Annotated in this window: 16 protein-coding genes; 9 read left to right on the top strand and 7 right to left on the bottom strand. The window is 60.8% G+C overall.

The window, feature by feature from the left end; genetic code table 11:
• Nucleotides 1-158: 158 nt before the first annotated feature.
• From WNZ14_RS05750 to ubiE, 4 genes are all read right to left on the bottom strand, one after another.
• The gene (locus WNZ14_RS05750; protein WP_342867631.1) at nucleotides 159-596 is read right to left on the bottom strand and encodes a peptidylprolyl isomerase; all 438 of its coding nucleotides are present in this window, start codon (nucleotides 594-596) and stop codon (nucleotides 159-161) included.
• A 236-nt stretch (nucleotides 597-832) separates the two neighbouring features.
• A complete protein-coding gene (locus tag WNZ14_RS05745) occupies nucleotides 833-1264 on the bottom strand; it encodes a GNAT family N-acetyltransferase (RefSeq protein ID WP_342867630.1) in 432 nt (143 codons plus the stop codon).
• Between the two features lie 2 nt (nucleotides 1265-1266).
• Nucleotides 1267-2850, bottom strand: a complete 1584-nt coding sequence (gene ubiB / locus WNZ14_RS05740) for a 2-polyprenylphenol 6-hydroxylase (protein WP_342867629.1) — start codon at nucleotides 2848-2850, stop codon at nucleotides 1267-1269.
• A 5-nt stretch (nucleotides 2851-2855) separates the two neighbouring features.
• The gene (ubiE, locus tag WNZ14_RS05735; protein ID WP_342867628.1) at nucleotides 2856-3632 is read right to left on the bottom strand and encodes a bifunctional demethylmenaquinone methyltransferase/2-methoxy-6-polyprenyl-1,4-benzoquinol methylase UbiE; all 777 of its coding nucleotides are present in this window, start codon (nucleotides 3630-3632) and stop codon (nucleotides 2856-2858) included.
• A gap of 192 nt (nucleotides 3633-3824) precedes the next feature.
• Here ubiE and mutM point away from each other — a divergent pair, with 192 nt between their 5' ends.
• From mutM to WNZ14_RS05700, 7 genes are all read left to right on the top strand, one after another.
• On the top strand, nucleotides 3825-4721 hold the full coding sequence (mutM, locus tag WNZ14_RS05730; RefSeq protein ID WP_342867627.1) for a bifunctional DNA-formamidopyrimidine glycosylase/DNA-(apurinic or apyrimidinic site) lyase: 897 nt from the start codon (nucleotides 3825-3827) through the stop codon (nucleotides 4719-4721).
• A 33-nt stretch (nucleotides 4722-4754) separates the two neighbouring features.
• A complete protein-coding gene (locus WNZ14_RS05725; RefSeq protein WP_342867626.1) occupies nucleotides 4755-5528 on the top strand; it encodes an enoyl-CoA hydratase in 774 nt (257 codons plus the stop codon).
• 194 nt (nucleotides 5529-5722) lie between these two features.
• On the top strand, nucleotides 5723-5989 hold the full coding sequence (gene rpsT / locus WNZ14_RS05720; RefSeq protein ID WP_342867625.1) for a 30S ribosomal protein S20: 267 nt from the start codon (nucleotides 5723-5725) through the stop codon (nucleotides 5987-5989).
• Between the two features lie 888 nt (nucleotides 5990-6877).
• Entirely contained in the window at nucleotides 6878-8335 is a 1458-nt protein-coding gene (dnaA, locus tag WNZ14_RS05715) for a chromosomal replication initiator protein DnaA (protein WP_342867624.1), read from the top strand.
• Nucleotides 8336-8554: 219 nt separating this feature from the next.
• On the top strand, nucleotides 8555-9673 hold the full coding sequence (gene dnaN, locus WNZ14_RS05710) for a DNA polymerase III subunit beta (RefSeq protein ID WP_342867623.1): 1119 nt from the start codon (nucleotides 8555-8557) through the stop codon (nucleotides 9671-9673).
• Between the two features lie 63 nt (nucleotides 9674-9736).
• Nucleotides 9737-10912 (top strand): DNA replication/repair protein RecF, encoded by a 1176-nt coding sequence (gene recF / locus WNZ14_RS05705; RefSeq protein WP_342867622.1) that lies wholly within the window; start codon nucleotides 9737-9739, stop codon nucleotides 10910-10912.
• A 46-nt stretch (nucleotides 10913-10958) separates the two neighbouring features.
• Nucleotides 10959-11717 (top strand): molybdopterin-synthase adenylyltransferase MoeB, encoded by a 759-nt coding sequence (locus WNZ14_RS05700; protein ID WP_342867621.1) that lies wholly within the window; start codon nucleotides 10959-10961, stop codon nucleotides 11715-11717.
• 23 nt (nucleotides 11718-11740) lie between these two features.
• Here the strand turns inward: WNZ14_RS05700 and WNZ14_RS05695 are convergent, their stop codons facing one another.
• Complete coding sequence (locus WNZ14_RS05695; protein WP_342867620.1) at nucleotides 11741-12745, bottom strand: D-glycerate dehydrogenase; 1005 nt, start codon at nucleotides 12743-12745, stop codon at nucleotides 11741-11743.
• Nucleotides 12746-13023: 278 nt separating this feature from the next.
• Here WNZ14_RS05695 and WNZ14_RS05690 point away from each other — a divergent pair, with 278 nt between their 5' ends.
• Nucleotides 13024-13599, top strand: coding sequence for an SH3 domain-containing protein (locus tag WNZ14_RS05690; protein ID WP_342867619.1), 576 nt, complete (start codon nucleotides 13024-13026; stop codon nucleotides 13597-13599).
• Nucleotides 13600-13742: 143 nt separating this feature from the next.
• Here the strand turns inward: WNZ14_RS05690 and ilvD are convergent, their stop codons facing one another.
• Complete coding sequence (gene ilvD / locus WNZ14_RS05685) at nucleotides 13743-15575, bottom strand: dihydroxy-acid dehydratase (protein WP_342867618.1); 1833 nt, start codon at nucleotides 15573-15575, stop codon at nucleotides 13743-13745.
• A gap of 191 nt (nucleotides 15576-15766) precedes the next feature.
• Nucleotides 15767-16198 carry an iron response transcriptional regulator IrrA gene (gene irrA, locus WNZ14_RS05680; RefSeq protein ID WP_342868518.1) on the bottom strand — a complete coding sequence of 144 codons (432 nt, stop codon included), beginning with the start codon at nucleotides 16196-16198 and terminating at the stop codon, nucleotides 15767-15769.
• A gap of 235 nt (nucleotides 16199-16433) precedes the next feature.
• On the opposite strand from irrA, the gene fabA reads away from it, so the two are divergent.
• Nucleotides 16434-16949: a 3-hydroxyacyl-[acyl-carrier-protein] dehydratase FabA gene (gene fabA, locus WNZ14_RS05675; RefSeq protein WP_342867617.1), complete on the top strand. Its 516-nt coding sequence runs from the start codon at nucleotides 16434-16436 to the stop codon at nucleotides 16947-16949.
• Nucleotides 16950-16984 lie beyond the last annotated feature (35 nt).

Raw genomic sequence — 16984 nt, 5'->3', positions numbered from 1 at the left:
CTGTGACTGCAATGTAGGCATTGCATGCATTGCAGTCAAACATGGCTGTGGCGGGCGCAGACAAGTGTCAGTCTGGACGGCTTGACCCAAAAGAGGGGCGTCCGCGCGCAGGGAGACGACAACCCGGCACCGGGCCGAGTTGTCGCAGTCTTGTGCGGTCAGGCCGCCTTGACGATTTCGACGACCTCGATTTCGAAAACCAGGTCCTGGCCAGCCAGCGGATGGTTGGCGTCGACGGTGAGTTCCTGTTCATCAACAGCCGTCACGAGGAGCGCCACCTGCCCTCCCTGCTGCGTCTGTGCCTGCAACTGCATGCCTTGCTGCGGCTCGAGTTCAGGCGGCAGGGCATCGCGGGGAATTTTCTGAACCTTCGCGGCGTCATGGGCACCGTAAGCCTCTTCGGCAGGAACGGTGACGGTCTGCTTGTCGCCGACCTTCATACCCTCGACTTCGCGGTCAAGACCGCTGATGATCTGACCCGATCCTAACTGGAACTGAAGCGGCTCGCGTCCCTCGGAGCTATCGAATTTGGTTCCGTCTGTCAGGCTGCCGGTATAGTTTATCCGCACTGTATCGCCGGATTTGGCCTCGCTCATATGTTTATCCTATGCTTGTTTTTGTCCCGGCGCGTCCGTGTTTGTACGGATGTCGTGCGCGCAGCACACCGCTGCCGGGTTTCCTGCCCTGACGGCGCATATTTTGCCGTCGGCGAATGTTGGCCCGGTGCTTTATGCGCCGATCCAGAGCACCATTTTGCGTGAAATCGGCCCGAATTGCAAATCTGGCGGCTCACTCCGGCATCAAACGGCTTGCGTGCGCGGGATGGTGGACCTTACCTGATCCGCTTGGCATGGGTGGCCTCGGTCTCTTCGACCTCCTCGAATCCGAGCATTTCGTAGAAGGTTCTCGAGGCAGGCGTCGAGCGCAGGCGGATGCGCGGGAACCAGATCGATGCGCCGTCGAGGGCCTGGGCGACCAGCGCTCGGGCGATGCCCACATGGCGATGATCGAGGCTGACATAGAGATGGCGGATGCGGCCGGCGTTCTCGCTGATATACGGGTCGCGATTGAGGCCGCAGAAGCCGATCAGCCTTTCGTCGTCAAAGGCGCCGACCAAGCGTTCGCCGGGGCCATCAAAGCGGTTTTCGCCCAACTTCCAGTCCTGCCGCATCCGCTCGACAAAGGGATATCCGTCGGCCCAGGCTTCATCAGCCAGAGGCTCCACGTCTATGTCATCAAGGGAAATGGGTCGGTAAACGGTCACGCTCACCATATAGGGTGGAAGGCGAGCGCCATCCAGACCGCTGCCGCAGCAATCACCCAGAGCGCCACGCGACCCGAGCGGGTGTGGCGGGCTTCGGCCTTGCCGATGGCTTCCGATGTGGCGGCATCGAACCGCAGGCCGTGCTCGGCCATATCGCCAACTTCCTTTGCGAAGCGCTCGGTGCGCGCGGCGAGATCAGGGAGCTGTTCGGCGAGCTTGAGTGCTGCGATGGCGCCGGCCTTGATGTCGACGGCAACGCGCTTGGGGCCGAGATTGTCGCGGATCCAGTCGCCCACCACCGGCTCGGCGGCCTTCCACATGTTGAATTTCGGGTTAAGCGTGCGGGAGACGCCCTCGACCACGACCATGGTCTTCTGCAGCATGACCAGTTCGGGCCGTGTCTCCATGTCGAACAACTCGGTGACCTCGAACAACAAGGTCAGCAGCCGGGCCATGGAGATGGTTTCGGCCGGCTGGCCGTGGATCGGTTCGCCAATCGCGCGGATGGCCTGGGCGAAGCTCGCAGGGTCATGCCTGGCCGGCACGTAACCCGCTTCGAAATGCACATCGGCGACACGCTGGTAATCGCGGGTGATGAAGCCGTAAAGGATTTCAGCGAGGAAGCGGCGTTCCTTTTTGCCGAGCCTGCTGACAATGCCCATGTCGACGGCGACAATCATGCCTGCCGGGTCGACGAAGAGATTTCCCTGGTGCATGTCGGCATGGAAAAAGCCGTCGCGCAGGGTGTGGCGCAGGAACGACTGGATCAGCGTGTCGGCCAGCGCATCAAGATCGTGGCCTGCAGCGCGCAGCCCTGCGACATTGCCCATCTTGGTGCCGTCGATCCATTCCATGGTGACGCAATCGCGGCCGGTGCGCTCCCAGTCGACCGCAGGCACCCGGAAGCCCGGATCGTCCTTCGTGTTGTCGGCCATTTCTGACAGGGCCGCAGCCTCGAGCCTGAGATCCATCTCAATGCGTGTTGTCTGCTCGAGCGTCTTGGTGATTTCCACAGGGCGAAGACGGCGCGACGACGGGACGAAGCGCTCCTGCAGCTCCGAGACCAGATAGAAGGCCTCGAGATCGCGTCTGAAGCGCTGGCGCACGCCGGGACGGATGACCTTGACGGCGACCTTGCGAGTGCCGGTCTCATCGGTGATTTCGGCCGGATGCACCTGGGCGATGGAAGCGGCGGCAACCGGTGGATCGAAGCGGGAATAGAGCTCGGATATGGGGCGGCCAAGCGAGGCTTCGATTTCCGCGCGCGCAAGGGCTTCGGGGAAGGTCGCCATGCGGTCCTGAAGACCGGCGAGATCGTCTGCGATTTCGGCGCCGACCACATCAGGCCTTGTAGCCAGGAACTGGCCGAGCTTGACCCAGGACGGACCGAGCCGCTCAACCGCGCGAGCAAGCCGGTCGGACCGCTCTGCGCTCCGGGCCTGGCGTTTTGCCAATAGGCCTGCGACCCGATGGCCGAATTGCAACGGAGCGGGCAGCTCTTCAGCAGGCAGAGAAGAGACCACACCCTCGCGCACAAGGATGAAGCCCGCCCGCATCAGGCGCAGATAGGTGCCGAGGCTCGCCATGTCGCTTAGATCTTCCAGGCCGAATGAAGGGCCGCGATGCCGCCGGTGTAGTTGGTGTAGCCAACGCGGGAAAAGCCTGCGCGCTCGATCATGCTGGCGAAATCGGCCTGGCGCGGAAACTTGCGGATCGACTCGACCAGATAACGATAGGGTTCGGCCTCGCCGGCGATGGCCTTGCCCATCGCGGGAATGCCGTTGAACGACCAGGCGTCATACACGCGATCAAGGATCGGAATCTCGACCTCGGAGAACTCAAGGCAGAGGAAGCGGCCGCCGCGGCGGAGCACGCGGTAGGCTTCTCTGAGCGCCTTGTCGATGTCGGGGACGTTGCGGATGCCGAAGGCGATCGTGTAGGCATCGAAGCTGTTGTCGTCGAACGGCAGCTCTTCTGCATTGGCCTCGACGAATTCGAGATTTTCGCCGTAGCCCTTCTTGGCGGCGCGTTCCGCACCGACACCAAGCATGGAGCCGTTGATGTCGAGCACAGTGCCCTCGCCCTGGCGATCCGACGCTGCGACAATGCGAAAGGCAATGTCGCCTGTGCCACCGGCAACGTCGAGAAAGCGGAAGCCCGGGCGGTGCGGCGGATTGAGGCTTGCCACCATGGCATCCTTCCAGACGCGGTGCAGCCCACCCGACATGACATCATTCATGATGTCGTAGCGCTTGGCGACCTTGTGAAAGACGTCGTTGACCAGATCCTGCTTTTCGCCATCCGAAACGGTGCGGAAGCCGTAGCTGGTCTGCATCCCGCCATCTGTTGAAACGCGCTGTTCTGACATCTTCAATTCCCGTATTTCTTCGACCGAGCGTCAGATCAACCGGCATCCCGTCAGGAACCCGGCCAAATCTGTCGCGACCATAGCGGATCGCTCCGCTCCACGCTATCTAGGCTTGGAAACCCTGCCTGCGGCATAGCGCTCCGCCTTATATGCCAGCCAACATCATATTGCCACCAGCCTCAGGAGGCCCTGTTGCCCGAATTGCCAGAAGTCGAAACAGTCCGTCGCGGCCTGCAGCCGGTGATGGAGGGCGCCAGCATCATCCGCGTCGAGCAACGCCGCGCCGATCTCAGGTTTGCCTTCCCGGACGATTTCGCCTCCCGGCTCACGGGACGCCGGATTACCTCACTTGGGCGGAGGGCAAAATACCTGATGGGTGATCTCGATGACGGCATGGTGCTGGTCAGCCATCTGGGCATGTCGGGCTCGTTCCGGATCGAGGCTGATGGGGACGGCAGCCTGAAGCCCGGTGTGTTTCATCACGCCCGCTCGAAAGACGACAAGCACGACCATGTGGTGTTTCATGTTGACGGACCTGCGGGTCAAGCGCGGGTGATTTATAATGACCCGCGCCGATTTGGATACATGGACCTGATGGCACGAACAGCACTGGCTGATCACCCCTGGTTCAAGAGCCTTGGAGTGGAGCCGACCGGCAACAGCCTTGATGCTGATGAGCTGGCCCGACGGCTTGCAGGAAAGAAGACGCCCTTGAAGGCCGCGCTGCTCGATCAGCGGATCATTGCGGGACTGGGCAATATATATGTCTGCGAGGCGATGTGGCGCGCCCGTCTTTCGCCGATCAAGCAGGCAGGAGCGCTGGTGACCAAGACCGGACGCCCGCGCAAGGAGCTGGAGGTGCTGACCCAGGCGATCCGCACTGTGATCGAAGAGGCGATCGCCGCTGGCGGGTCGTCGCTGAGGGATCACATCCGCACCGATGGAACGCTCGGCTATTTCCAGCACGGTTTTTCCGTTTACGACCGTGAGGGAAAGGCTTGCCCCCGGCCCGGCTGTGGCGATACGGTCCGCCGCATCGTGCAAAGCGGGCGCTCGACATTTTACTGCCCGCGCTGCCAGACACGCTGATCCGGCCATTGTGCCGAAAGAGGAGAGAGATCGATGGCGCTTAAGACGCTGAAAACCGAGACACGCGGCCGGGTGGCTATCATCACGCTCAATCGACCCGATGCGCTCAATGCACTGAATTCGGAGCTTCTGGGCGAGCTTCGCACCACGATGGCAAAGTATGGCGCCGATGACAAGATCGGCGCAATCGTGCTGACCGGTTCGGAAAAGGCCTTTGCTGCCGGCGCCGACATCAAGGAAATGCAGCCCAAGGATTATGTCGGCGCCTATATGGAAGACTTCTTTGAAGGCTGGAGCGCTGTGTCTGAAACCCGCAAGCCGGTGATTGCTGCGGTGGCAGGCTATGCACTTGGCGGCGGCTGCGAGCTCGCGATGATGTGCGACTTTATCATCGCCGCCGACACGGCCAAGTTCGGCCAGCCGGAAATCACCCTTGGCGTGATCCCGGGCATGGGCGGCACCCAGCGACTGACCCGCGCAGTCGGCAAGGCCAAGGCGATGGATCTGTGTCTGACCGGCAGGATGATGGATGCCGAAGAAGCTGAACGCTCCGGACTGGTGGCGCGGGTGGTGCCGGCGGACGAACTGTTGGCAACGGCAACAAAGGCTGCGGAAAAGATAGCCGGCTTCTCGCTGCCTGTGGCAATGATGGTGAAGGAATCGGTCAATCGCGCTGACGAGGTGACACTGGCAGAGGGTCTGCGCTTCGAACGTCGGCTGTTTCACTCGCTGTTTGCCACCGAAGACCAGAAGGAAGGCATGGCGGCGTTCATCGACAAGCGCAAGGCGCAGTTCAAACACCGGTGAGCAAATACAGCGGTGAGCACCCGGAAAACGGTTTTTCGCGTTGACGAACGCCGTGATACCCGGTATAGGCCCGCCATCGAATGGCAGCTTTAAGGCTCGCCGTGGTTTTCTCGCATTCCGCATGTCGAAGCGACAATCCTTACAAGGGGCGCTTTCCTGTCGGAGTAGAGCATGTGACACTTTGAGAGGCATTCATGGCCAATACAACTTCGGCGAAAAAAGCGACCCGCAAGATTGCTCGCCGCACTGACGTTAACAAAGCACGCCGTTCGCGTGTCCGCGGTTTCATCCGTCTCGTCGAGGAAGCAATCAGCTCCGGCGACCAGGCTGCTGCAGCCGCAGCGCTCAAGGCAGCACAGCCTGAACTGATGCGCGCAACCAGCAAGGGCGTGGTTCACGCCAACACGGCTTCCAGGAAGATTTCCCGGCTGTCGAACCGGGTGAAGGCGCTGAGCGCATAATCACCTGAAAATTCATTAGACGACTAAAGGCCCGGCTTGTCCGGGCCTTTTTTTGTTTTGGGCCAAACGACTTGCGTAATGTCGGTTCTCGCGGCCAAATCGGCACCGTCACGCCGCTGTCACTGTGACATTAATTTTGCTTGATTTACAAAGACTTACGCGAGGTGGCGGAATCTCGCGGGGAGAATCAATCCGGATTCAGCAGATATCCTGTCAAGGCCCGAAATTTTGTATCCAAGGCTTACTCGGCACCCCAAAACCACCTTCGGCGGCGAAAAGGCAATGAATCCAATCGCCTGCTCAAAAGCCCCGCCCGGAGCCTTTTTTCAACCTTTGCGAGTCAATCCCTAAAGTGTGAATGAAGCGTAAATAACCTGCTTGATCTGCCCCCCCCATCCTGCCTAAATACACCCAGACAAGGGGCACGGAGCCGGGCGGCTCCACGGATAGTTTGATGTATTTCAAGTGATTTTTTCCAACCTGTTCCTTGTCGCTCGGTGAGTCTGCCGGGCAAACCCAGATAAAACCTTCGGTTGCGATGGCTGCGCATTTAGCCATGCAGTGAGGACTTAACTCTTTCGAAACAACGGTTTCGACGGAACGATGAAGTTTTGTCCAATCCAGCGATACGAGGTCGCGGGACGGGACCAGAAAAAGGAAAAGCCAGAGCGGGGGACCCGCAGCAGAACGGACATGACACCGTGGACCATGTCCGCACGCCGACCATGATGGTCGGTACGACTTACCTAAATGTGGCAAACAGGGAATACAGCGGCGATGCAAACACAGATGACGACAGCCGGTAAAGCGGCACAATGGAGCGCAAAAGAAAAAAGCGCCCAACCGCTTGGTGGCGATGTTTGCCCGACGACTGACAAAGGGGCGGACATGAACAAGAATACCAAGACCTTCGATCGGGTCATGGCGCGATTGAAGGCGCAGGTCGGACAAGAGGTCTTCACGAGCTGGTTCGGGCGGCTCAAGCTTCAATCTGCATCGAAAAGCGTCGTACGGCTGTCGGTTCCGACGGCATTCCTCAAATCCTGGATCAACAACAAGTACCTTGATCAGATCAGCGCTCTGTTCAGCGAAGAAGACGCCGACATCCTGAAGGTCGAGATTGTCGTGCGATCGGCGACCCGCGCCATCCGTCCCGCTGCTGAAGAAGAAATCAATACTGCGGCCAACGCCTCAACCGCGCAACCGGCGCCGGTTTCCGGACGCAAGGACATGCATCTTTCGGTAAAGGGCGTAAGCGCTCATCTGCCGGCTTTTTCGAAGGGCCAGCAGGCTGCCAACGCGGTGATCGGATCGCCGCTCGACCCGCGCTACACATTCGAGAGCTATGTTGAAGGCTCGTCCAACCGGGTGGCACTGGCAGCTGCCAAGACCATTGCGGAAGCCGGCACCGGAGCCGTTCGCTTCAATCCGCTGTTCATCCATTCCAATGTCGGCCTGGGAAAGACCCACCTGCTGCAGGCAATCGCTTCGGCGGCCAGCCGCCATGCGCGCAATCCGCGGGTGGTCTATCTGACGGCCGAATATTTCATGTGGCGCTTCGCCACCGCGATCCGCGACAATGACGCTCTTTCGTTCAAGGAATCGCTGCGCAATATCGACCTTCTGGTCATCGACGACATGCAGTTCCTCCAGGGCAAGTCGATTCAGCACGAATTCTGCCATCTGCTGAACATGCTGCTCGATTCTGCCCGCCAGGTGGTTGTCGCAGCTGACCGCGCGCCATGGGAGCTGGAATCGCTTGATCCCCGCGTCCGGTCACGGCTGCAGGGTGGCGTTGCCATCGAGATCGAGGCACCCGACTTCGATATGCGCCTGGAAATGCTGCGTCAGCGGCTCGCCATCGCCCAGATCGAGGATGGCTCGCTTGATATCGGCGAGGACATTCTTGCCCACGTCGCCCAGAACATCACCTCGAGCGGCCGGGAACTGGAAGGCGCTTTCAATCAGCTCCTGTTCCGCCGCAGCTTCGAACCCAACTTGACGCTCGAACGCGTGGACCAGCTTCTGGGCCACCTGGTCAATGCGGGCGAACCCAAGCGAGTGCGTATCGAAGACATCCAGCGGGTTGTTTCACGGCACTACAATGTCACACGGCAGGAACTGGTCTCGGATCGCCGTACCCGTGTCATCGTCAAGCCGCGGCAAATTGCCATGTACTTGGCCAAGACCATGACGCCGCGCTCATTTCCCGAAATCGGCCGCAGATTCGGCGGACGCGACCACACAACTGTGCTGCATGCGGTGCGCAAGATCGAAGAGCTGATCAATTCGGACAGCAAGCTCGGCCATGAGATCGAACTGCTCAAGCGGCTGATCATCGAATAGACCGCAGTTCGACGCGCTTATCCCCAGAATCCCGGTCCGGGCCGAAAGGTCCGGGCCGGTTTTTGTTGCAATTCAGGGGTATAATCTGCCATTTTGCTCGCCCGGGCCAAGCGCACCATGCGCCACCTCACGGCCCAGACCGGACCAAAGCCGGACAAGACAGAATTTGAAAGGCCGGCGCAGCCAAGCGCAGGCCCCCAGCCAAGCGGTAGTCAGATCATGCGTGTCACCCTCGAGCGTTCCAATCTCCTCAAGTCGCTGAACCATGTGCATCGCGTGGTCGAGCGCCGCAACACCATACCGATCCTGTCGAATGTGCTGCTGAAGGCAGAGGGTGCGACGCTCGACATGAAGGCGACCGACCTTGATCTCGAAATCACCGAGGCGACGCCGGCCATGGTTGAACAGGCGGGTTCCACCACGGTGCCTGCGCATCTGCTCTATGACATCGTGCGCAAGCTGTCCGATGGCTCGGAAGTGCTGCTGTCGACCGATGCCGACGGAGCGACAATGACCGTTGCATCCGGACGGTCGAAGTTCTCGCTGCAGTGCCTGCCGGAATCGGACTTCCCGGACCTTACCGCCGGTGCGTTCAGCCACACCTTCCGCCTGCCCGCGACCCAGCTCAAGATGCTGATCGACCGGACCCAGTTTGCGATCTCGACTGAAGAGACCCGCTATTACCTCAACGGTATCTTCGTGCATTCGATCGAGAGCGAAGGCAAGCTGAAGCTGCGCGCGGTTGCGACCGACGGTCACCGCCTGGCGCGCGCCGATGTGGACGCGCCATCGGGGTCCGAAGGCATGCCCGGCATCATCATACCGCGCAAGACCGTGGGCGAATTGCAGAAGCTGGTCGACAACCCGGACGTCACCGTGACTGCGGAAGTGTCGGACGCCAAGATCCGTTTCACCATCGGCTCGGTGGTGCTGACGTCCAAACTGATCGACGGCACATTCCCGGATTACCAGCGCGTGATCCCGACCGGCAACGACAAGGAACTGACCGTCGATTGTCAGACCTTTGCGCAGGCCGTCGACCGCGTGTCGACGATATCGTCGGAGCGTGGCCGTGCGGTGAAGCTGGCAATCGCAGACGGACAATTGACGCTGACGGTGAACAACCCGGATTCGGGCAGCGCCACCGAGGAACTGGCTGTCGGCTATGATCGCGATCCGCTGGAAATCGGCTTTAACGCCAAATACCTGCTCGACATCACCAATCAGTTGTCCGGCACGGATGCCGTGTTCATGCTGGCCGATCCCGGATCGCCCACTCTGGTGCGCGACACCGCCGGCGACGACGCGCTCTATGTGCTGATGCCGATGCGAGTTTAGAGGCTCTTGCCCTCTTGCACCAGAACGGGTCGCCGGCCGCGATGCGGCTGAGCGGAGAATTGCATGGCCGCCAAGGTGCACATCCAGAAACTCAAGCTTAACGGGTTTCGCAATTATGCGAGCCTGTCGCTTGAACTTGACCAGCGCCATGTGGTGCTGGCGGGGGACAATGGCGCGGGCAAGACAAATCTGATGGAAGCCGTATCGCTGCTGACCCCCGGTCGGGGCATGCGGCGCGCGCCATACAGTGACCTGATTAAGGCCGGATCGGGGGCCGGGGCCGGGGCCGGTTTGCAGCCCGCTAAGGGCTTCAGCATCTTTTCGAGCCTTGAAGGCATGGCCGGCCCGGTCGATATCGGCACAGGGGTGGACGGCGGAGAGGAAAGCGGATCGCGCCGGGTGCGGATCAATGGTGCACCTGCGCGCGCAACCGATGATCTTCTCGAGCATTTGCGGCTGTTGTGGCTGACACCGGCGATGGACGGGCTGTTTACCGGATCAGCCGGCGACCGGCGGCGGTTTCTAGACCGGCTGGTGCTCTCGGTGGATCCGGCCCATGGCAGCCGGGCGCTGAATTACGAGCGCGCCATGCGCAGCCGCAATCGACTGTTGTCTGAAGGTCGCTTTGACCCCACCTGGCTCGATGGGCTGGAAGCGCAGATGGCTGAACTCGGGGTGGCGATGGCGATCGCGCGCAACGAGGTGGTGAGCCTGCTGTCAGACCTGATCGAAAACAACACCACGCTAAGTGTGTTCCCGGCGGCTACGGTGCGGCTCGAAGGATTTCTCGAAGATGAGGCGCTGGCATCGGCGAGCGACATGGAGGCAGCCTTTGCCAACATGCTGGAGACTGGCCGGCGAAGGGATGCGGCGGCTGGGCGAACACTGTCAGGCCCGCACCGCTCCGACCTGATCGTGCATCACCGGGCCAAGGCGATGCCTGCGGCCCTGTCCTCGACCGGCGAGCAGAAGGCGCTGCTGATCGGGATCGTGCTGGGTCACGCGCAACTGGTGCGGGCGATGACCGGTCACGCGCCGATCCTGCTGCTTGACGAGATTGCAGCCCATCTTGACGAAGGCCGCCGGGCGGCGTTGTTTGATCTGATCGAAGCGCTTGAATGCCAGGCCTTCATGACCGGAACCGACGTTTCCATGTTTGCGAGCCTGGGGAAGCGCGGACAGATCTTCACTGTGGCGGACGGTCAGGTGACGGCGCACAGGGATGGTTCGGTCAGTTGAACCTTGAATACAAGCTGGCGCGCGGATGCGAGTCTGGAGACTGCGGATGGATAATTCACACCTGAACCCCGACGAAGTGGCGCGCTACGCCCGTCACATCGTGCTTGCAGAAATCGGCGGCGCCGGTCAGCAACGGCTCAAGGCAGCCCGCGTGCTTGTGATCGGTGCTGGCGGCCTCGGGTCCCCGGTGCTGAGCTATCTCGCTGCAGCCGGCGTCGGGCTCCTTGGCGTGATCGATGACGATGAGGTGTCGCTGTCCAATCTGCAGCGGCAGATCCTGCACGACACGGCAAATGTCGGGATGGCCAAGACCGAAAGTGCCGCTCGGGCGCTCAAACGGCTCAACCCGCACACGCGGGTGGTGCCCCATGAAATGCGCCTGACCAAAGACAATGCCATCGATGTCCTGACCGGCTACGACATGGTGGTGGATGGATCGGACAATTTCGAAACCCGACACCTGCTGGCCGACACCTGCGAGGCGCTGAAAATTCCTCTGGTGACGGCAGCCGTCGGTCGCTTTGATGGCTCGGTGACAGTGCTTACCCCTTATGACAGTGACGCCAACGGGAAGCTGTACCCCGGTTACCGGGACCTGTTTCCCGAAGCGCCTCCGGAGGGACTGGTGCCGAGCTGCGCCGAAGCCGGCGTCATCGGCGCCCTGACCGGAGTGATCGGCACCCTGGAAGCGATGGAGGTGATCAAGCTGATCACCGGCGCGGGCGAACCATTGGTCGGGCGGCTGCTGCTCTATGACGGGCTCGCTGCCAGTTTCCAGACCGTCCGCTACAAGCGGAAGGGCTGAGCTTCCTCGAATGAAGGCCTGGCTCAGTTCCTGTGCGGCAGCACGCGATCGGGTGGGCGGTGGCCGTCGAAATAGGTTCTGATGTTGATGATCACCTTGTCGCCCATGTCGATGCGGCCTTCGATGGTGGCCGAGCCCATGTGCGGCAAAAGCACCACCTTGCCTTCGGCGGCGAGCTTGACCAGCCGTTTGTCGACGGCGGGTTCGTGTTCGAACACATCAAGGCCTGCGCCGGACAGACTGCCATCGCGCAATGCCTTGATCAGCGCATCCTCGTCGATGATGCCTCCGCGGGCGGAATTGACAATGTAAGCGCCAGGTTTCATCAGCTCGAGCCGCCTGGCCGACAACAGATGAAAGGTTGCCGGTGTTGACGGGCAGTGCACCGAGACAATATCGACCCGCGCCAGCATCTGGTCGAGACTGTCCCAATAGGTCGCCTCAAGCTGATCTTCGGTGGCCGGATCGACACGGCGGCGGTTGTGGTAGTGGATCGACAGACCGAAAGCCTTGGCCCGGCGGGCGACGGCTGTGCCGATGCGGCCCATGCCGATGATGCCGAGCCGCTTGCCGCCGATGCGGTGACCGAGCATCCAGGTTGGCGACCAGCCTTTCCAGGCACCACCACTGCCAACGATGACATTGGCACCCTCGGTTAGCCGCCGTGGCACGGCGAGCATCAGCGCCATGGTCATGTCGGCGGTATCATCGGACAGAACATTGGGCGTGTTGGTGACGGTGATGCCCTTTTTCTGCGCAGCCTCGACATCGATATTGTCGACGCCATTGCCGAAATTGGCGATCAGCTTCATCTGCTGACCGGCCTGCTCGATCAGCGCCGAATCGATCTTGTCGGTGACGGTCGGCACCAGCACATCGGCCGAGCGCATGGCGGCGACGAGTTCTGGCTGGGTGCGTGGCTCATCCGTGATATTGAGCTCGGCATCAAAAAGCTCGCGCATGCGGGTTTCTACCGCGTCCGGCAAGCGGCGGGTGATGTAGACCTTGGTTTTTTTTCTGTTTTGCATCTTATTGAGGTCCAGCGTTGAGAGCTCTTTAACCAAACTCGGCGACAGTGGCATATGCGTAACGCTTTTTCTAACAGACCCTCACGCGATGACAATCAAAAGCGCCGGGATTGCTGTTTAAAAAGCGCTGCAAGCCCGCACTCGGCACCCGGTGTCGCTTCCTGCGCTTGACGCCTGTGGCCACACAAAGGCCCGCCGGAGTCGCCAGAAACACGGGCCTGGAACCAGAATTAGAGCGGCGCCGACCTCCTGGCGCCCCAACCCAAAAGGTGTAAGTCATGCGTCGCCTTTCCCTTTTCTCCGCAACCTGCCTGGCCCTTGCCGGGCTGACGGCAAGTCCCTTGCTTGGCACAGGGCTGGGCATCGGGCCAGATGCCGGCCTCGTTGCCCATGCACAGGCCGCGACAAAAGGCCCAAGCGGTTTGCCCCTGCCCCGGTTTGTCAGCCTCAAGGCCAAGCGGGTCAATCTTCGCGTCGGCCCGGGCCAGGATTATGCGGTGGCCTGGCTTTACACCAAGTCCGGTGTCCCGATGGAAGTGATCCAGGAATATGACAACTGGCGCCGGGTGCGTGACGCCGAGGGCACAGAGGGCTGGGTCTATCAGTCGCTTCTGTCGGGAGAACGCACGGCGATCACCGCTCCCTGGAAAATGGGCGAAGCAAAAGATGATTTCATCGACATGCATCGCGAAGCCCGCAGCAACGCAGACGTCGTCGCGCGGCTCGAGCCCGGCGTGGTGGTTGTGGTCAACGCCTGCAACGGCGACTGGTGCGAAGCCCAGACCGCAGGCACCAGCGGATGGGTGCAGCAGAACGAAATCTGGGGCGCCTACCCTGGCGAAGCCTTCAAGTAATCTTTTCGCGCAGTTTCATCGGATAGAGGGCGCATTGCCATTCAGGCGCAGTCTGCCCGCGCCTGAATCCAAATCATAACCGAGTTTGCCATCCATCCCGCCGCTGCGCTCAGGGCGCATGCAGCGATCAGCGTGCCTCGACTTTAAAGAATGCGCACAGCACCCTTTGAGGCACTGCTTGTCATCGAGGCATAGGCCTTGAGCGCGGTCGAGATGGCGCGTTTGCGTGGCTTGGAAGGCTGCCAGCCTTCCGCCTCGCGCTTGGCGCGACGTTCCGCAAGCGTTGCCTCGTCAACGGCCAGATGGATGCTGCGGCCAGGAATATCGATCTCGATGAGATCGCCGGTTTCGACCAGACCGATGGTGCCGCCTTCAGCAGCTTCCGGAGAGACGTGGCCGATCGAGAGGCCCGAAGATCCGCCCGAAAAGCGGCCGTCGGTGACAAGCGCACAGGCTTTGCCCAATCCCTTGGATTTGAGATAGCTGGTCGGATAGAGCATTTCCTGCATGCCGGGGCCGCCGCGCGGTCCCTCGTAGCGGATCAGAACTACCTCGCCGGGCTTGACCTTGCCGGTCAGGATGTCCGAGACGGCGTCATCCTGGCTTTCAAAGATTTTCGCTGGGCCTGAGAATTTCAGGATCGATTCGTCGACGCCTGCGGTTTTGACGATGCAGCCGTCCTCGGCCAGATTGCCGAACAGAACGGCAAGGCCACCATCTTTCGAAAATGCATTCTCGGCATTGCGGATGACGCCACTGGTGCGGTCGAGATCGACACTTTCATAGCGGCGGGACTGCGAAAACGCTGTCTGGGTGGGGACGCCGCCTGGTGCCGCGCGGTAAAAATCATGCACGGCTTCGTCGGTTGACTGGACCACATCCCACTTCTTGAGCGCATCCTTCAATGTCTTTTCATGGATGCTTCCAACGGATGTGGTCAGCAGCCCGGCCCGGTCCAATTCGCCCAGGATCGCCATGATGCCGCCGGCGCGGTGGACATCTTCCATGTGCACGTCGCTTTTCGCGGGCGCGACCTTGCACAGGACCGGCACCTTGCGCGAAAGGCGATCAATGTCGGCCATGGTGAAATCGACCTCGCCCTCATGGGCGATGGCGAGCAGATGCAGCACGGTGTTGGTGGAGCCGCCCATGGCGATATCGAGCGTCATGGCGTTTTCAAAGGCTTCAAACGAGGCAATGGAGCGCGGCAGCACGCTTGCGTCATCGCCCTCGTAATGCTGCCTGGCGAGGCCAACGATGGTGCGTCCGGCTTCACGGAACAGGCGTTCGCGGTCGGAATGGGTGGCGAGTGTCGAGCCATTGCCCGGCAGTGCCAGCCCCATGGCCTCGGCCAGGCAGTTCATCGAATTGGCGGTGAACATGCCCGAGCAGGAGCCGCAGGTCGGGCAGGCCGAGCGTTCGATCGAGGCAACATCTGCATCGCTGATACTGTCATCGGCAGCTGCGACCATGGCATCGACCAGATCGAGCGCCTTCTCGGTGCCATCTTCCAGAATGACCTTGCCGGCTTCCATCGGGCCGCCGGAGACGAAGACTACGGGAATGTTGAGCCGCATTGCCGCCATCAGCATGCCAGGCGTGATCTTGTCGCAATTGGAGATGCAGACCATCGCATCGGCACAGTGTGCATTGACCATGTATTCAACGGAATCGGCGATCAGCTCACGCGATGGCAGCGAGTAGAGCATGCCGTCATGACCCATGGCTATACCGTCATCGACGGCGATGGTGTTGAATTCCTTGGCAACGCCGCCGGCCTTTTCGATTTCGCCGGCAACAAGCTGGCCCAGATCCTTGAGGTGGACGTGGCCAGGCACGAACTGGGTGAAGGAGTTGACCACCGCAATGATCGGCTTGCCGAAATCGCCGTCTCTCATGCCGGTGGCGCGCCAGAGGCCGCGGGCACCTGCCATGTTGCGGCCATGGGTGGATGTTCTCGAACGATAGGACGGCATGTGGCTTCCTCCTGGGCTCCCGAAACACTATCTGCTCCGCGCGCCAGGGCGCCTCACAGTGCAGGGATGCTAGTAATGGGAAATCGGCGACATTTCCAGAGCGATCAGATCAAAACAGACGTCTGGTCCGTAAGCGAAGCATTCCCATTGTCGGGGAAGCCTGCATTCGGTTGTTGCCGGCTGTTGTGGTGTCAGCGCTTGGGGCGGACGCGGATGACCACGTCGACATGGGTAATTTCCATGCCTTCGGGCGCTTCGGGCAGATCGCTGACCGAAATGTTGCCGATCGGGATATCGAGCACGCTGTTTGATCCCTCCACCACGAAATGATGGTGGTCAGAAACATTGGTGTCGAAATAGGTCTTGGCGGTTTCAAGCGACAGCACACGCAGCAGGCCGGCTTCGGTGAACTGGTGAAGCGTGTTGTAGACGGTCGCCAGCGAACAGGGCACGCCGACGACGACGGCCTCCTCGTGCAGTTCCTCTGCGGTCAGATGGCGGTCGCCCTTGGCAAACAACAGATCCGCGAGCGCCACACGTTGACGCGTCGGGCGAAGCCCTGCTCCGCGCAGGCGCAAGGCCGATTCGCGGTCGGCTGATTTGGATCTGTGCGCACCAGGCATGTTCGACGGCGTCCGATCGTTGGATTTCATTTGTTTCATATATCTTTTGTGGGCATTGCTTTCAATAGAGCTGTGAAATCCACTTTCCGCGACGTCACCCCTTTCACTTGAATGCCTCATCCGGTATTCGGGGGTGCCGCGCGGGTTGGCTTCGCCAAGGCGTGGGCGTGTGCTAGTTTGCACATCACTAATTTACGCCGCGCGGAAAGACGGCGAACGAGGAGACGCTTTTTTCATGGTCGACAGGCAATCGAGCTACACATACGAAGAGATCCTGAAATGTGCGGAAGGTGAGCTTTTCGGACCCGGAAATGCACAGCTGCCTCTGCCGCCGATGCTGATGGTGCACAGGATCACAGACATTTCGGAAACCGGCGGCGCATTCGACAAGGGCTACCTTCGCGCCGAATTCGACATCACCCCGGATCTGTGGTTCTTCCCCTGCCACTTCAAGGGCAACCCGGTGATGCCCGGCTGTCTCGGACTTGACGGCATGTGGCAGTTGACCGGCTTCTATCTCGGCTGGCTCGGCGAACAGGGTCGCGGCATGGCGCTGTCGACCGGCGAAGTGAAGTTCAAGGGCATGGTGACGCCTGAGGTCAAGAAGCTTGAGTACGGCATCGACTTCAAGCGGGTGATGCGCGGACGGCTGGTGCTGGGCATCGCCGATGGCTGGCTCAAGGCCGATGGCGAAACGATCTACAACGCCTCGGATCTGAAGGTCGGCCTTGCTAAGGACAAAACCGCCTGACACTCCCGTTTATGGCGCGTGAATGACGCGCCCGG

This window comes from Hoeflea sp. AS60 (assembly GCF_038900115.1).
Lineage (GTDB): Bacteria > Pseudomonadota > Alphaproteobacteria > Rhizobiales > Rhizobiaceae > Hoeflea.
The sequence above is the reverse complement of the archived record's forward strand: the minus strand, read 5'-3'. Positions and strand labels throughout refer to the sequence as shown.